General features: G+C 43.4%; 3 protein-coding genes. All 3 read right to left on the reverse strand.

Features of this window, described 5'->3' with window-relative positions; all coding sequences use genetic code 11:
- Positions 1-853, reverse strand: an 853-nt coding sequence (locus AC1DWN_RS31380) for an NADP-dependent oxidoreductase (protein WP_477562776.1), incomplete at its 3' end; no start/stop codon positions are given.
- Positions 854-929: 76 nt separating this feature from the next.
- The gene (locus tag AC1DWN_RS31385) at positions 930-2,105 is read right to left on the reverse strand and encodes a MalY/PatB family protein (protein WP_477562777.1); all 1,176 of its coding nucleotides are present in this window, start codon (positions 2,103-2,105) and stop codon (positions 930-932) included.
- A 202-nt stretch (positions 2,106-2,307) separates the two neighbouring features.
- The gene (locus AC1DWN_RS31390; protein WP_477562778.1) at positions 2,308-2,781 is read right to left on the reverse strand and encodes an FtsX-like permease family protein; all 474 of its coding nucleotides are present in this window, start codon (positions 2,779-2,781) and stop codon (positions 2,308-2,310) included.
- Positions 2,782-3,028 lie beyond the last annotated feature (247 nt).

Below are 3,028 nucleotides of genomic sequence, written 5' to 3' on the forward strand. Positions count from 1 at the left end.
CTGCATAATCACTGAGTACGAAGCCTTTGATGAGTGAACGAGTTTTGATTAATTTGGTTTGAATACGAGGGYCTAGATCACCATCCGTACTGTTGTAGGAAGATATGGCTCCACACAAAGCGATCCGTGCATGGGTATTTAGCAAATTCATCACCGCATCAGAAATAGGTCCGCCCACATTATCAAAGTATACGTCAACACCATCCGGGCAAGCCTGTTCAATCGCCTGATTCAGATCAGCTACCATTTTATAATTAATTGTCTCGTCAAAATGAAGTTCGTTCTTCAAAAATTGTGTTTTTTCATCCGAGCCCGCAATCCCAATCACACGCGCTCCTTTGATTTTAGCTATCTGTCCGACGATCATGCCCACTGCTCCCGCTGCGCCTGATACAACGACCGTTTCTCCTTCCTTAGGTTGTCCGATATCAAGTAAACCAAAGTATGCGGTAAGCCCAGTTAAACCTAGAACGCTAAGATACGCTGACAGAGGCGCAAGCTTCTCGTCAAGCTTTCGTAGACCCGTTGTATTTACAACATTATAGAGCTGCCAGCCAAGCATGCCAATAACCTTGTCCCCAACCGCAAACTGATCTGATTTGGATTCCACGATTTCACCTACAACGCCGCCTACAATCGCCTCATCCAAACGAAACGGTTCTATATATGACTTAGCGTCACTCATTCTTCCTCTCATATAAGGATCTACAGACAAATAGTGGGTACGAACGACAACCTGTCCTTCGCCTGGTGCTGCGACAGACGACTCTTTGAATTCAAAATCATTGTCCGTGGGCATCCCTACAGGCCGTGAACGCAGAACAATCGTTTTATTAAGGGCTGGGTTAGTCATTTAAATCACTCTCTCCATTTATTTTTATATCCATATAAGATATCCAACATCGGATGAGAAATGTATCAGAACCTCGTTATGACCGTTTAGAGGCTGCACCGCAAAATCTCTCTAGTGCTTCATGCAAAATGGATCGCGGACATGCCAAGTTAATGCGCAAATAACCCTCCGCTTCCTTTCCGAAAACAGAGCCTTCAATAAAAGCAACTCGAGCTTGTTGATACATAAGCTGCTTCAAACCATCAATATCAAGACCTAAGCCTCGGCAATCGACCCACAACAAAATGGTTCCTTCCGGACGAAAAGGTCTAACTTCCGGCAAATGCTTGTTCATGTATTCTATAGCAAAGTCTACATTGCCTTGCAAATAAACAAGCAGCTCATCCAGCCATTCCTCACCCTCATTGTAAGCAGCAGTCACAGCATCCTCAATGAAATAGTTCATCGATTTCAAGTGGAGTGTTTCCATTTTAGCATCGAATTTTGTTTTAAGCTCCGAGTTGGAAATTACTACGAATGCCGATTGCAAGCCAGCTAAGTTAAATGTCTTAGTTGGAGCGGTACATGTTACTGTTTGCTGGGCAATCTCCGACGATAAAGAAGCGAAAGGAATATGCGTGTTTCCCGGCATAATTATATCGCAATGAATCTCATCAGAAATGACAATGACACCATATTTCAGACAGAGTTGCTGAAGACGCTCCAACTCTTCACGTTTCCATACCCGACCAACAGGATTATGCGGATTGCATAATAGCATTAATCTTGCCCCATCCTTCATCAATTGTTCAAGCTGCACGTAGTCCATTAAATAACAGCCATCTTGAATGACGAGAGGGTTACTAACCACTTCACGTCCATTTTTTTGAATAACATCATAGAACGGAAAGTACACCGGAGACTGCAGAATGACTTTGTCTCCCGCTTCACTAAACAGTTCTATAGCAAGGCTCAAAGCAAGCACAACGCCCGGCGTATCAGTCAACCACTCTGATTCAATCTTCCAACCATGTCTTCTCGAAAACCAATTTGTAATGGCCTCCAGATAGTCATCAGTTCGGTAGGTGTACCCGTAGGTACCTTGCGCTGCTCGCTTGACTAATGCCTCTTTCACAGCAAGCGGACTCTCGAAATCCATATCCGCCACCCACAGAGGCAAAATGTCTTCACCCCCAAACAGACTGCTGGATTGGTCCCATTTAAAAGAACGAGTATTTTTTCTATTTACAATACGATCAAAATCATACTTCATCCCTTTCACCTCATTACTCTATTTGATAGCCCGAAACCTCAATGGGGATAAAAATCGAAAAGGTACTCCCCATTCCCGGTTCAGAGCTCACCTTCATATAGCCGCCTTGCTCTATAATAATCTTCCTAGCTAAGTATGATCGTCTTCGATAATCAGAATCCTTGCCATAATGCTCACCCCTTTACTAACTATTATAGCCTCATTAGCTCGATTCTCTCAATCGTTCCACGATGCTCATCTTCTTTGAACGGTTATAGGCAATAATTGGAACACTTAGACAGGAGACGAGCACTAGAACGAAAGCTGTGATCAAAGGAATAGCTGGGAATGTGTAAATCGCATAATCAGCTTCTTGACTGAATATATGAAAAGCACCATAGCTAATTAAAGTCCCAAGCGTTGATATTAACAGTGTAGATATGACCGCATATCCGGTCCCCTCTAATAGCAGCATGTTTCGTAGCTGACGTTTCGTCATACCAATGCTCTCCATCACGGCGAGCTCATGCTTTCCTCCCAGCATATGAAGAAGAGTCGACTTGCCGCTGCCCGATGTACCAACGATAGCAACAAATTCGCCCTCTTTAATCTCAATATTAACACCATCAAGCGCTTTGACCTGATTGGGCTCCTTGCCATAATCCTTCTTAAGATCCACTGTCCTCAATATGCTCACAATGGTTCGCTCCATTCGTCATTATAATTACAGTTTGAATTATACCCACCACTTCTTACATTCTAGTGACAGTGTCCGTAACAGTGAAATATCAACGATTTTTACATTCCTTAGGTCACCATATTCCAGCTATAAAAAAATCCCGTGCCGCCAATCTGCGGGCACGAGATTATTAACCTAGCTTTTATTTTCCGAAAAGCAGCCAGGAATGCTTCCATTTTCTCAACAAGTACACAATCCCCCAAGG

Source organism: Paenibacillus sp. P4_A7, from assembly GCF_056402455.1.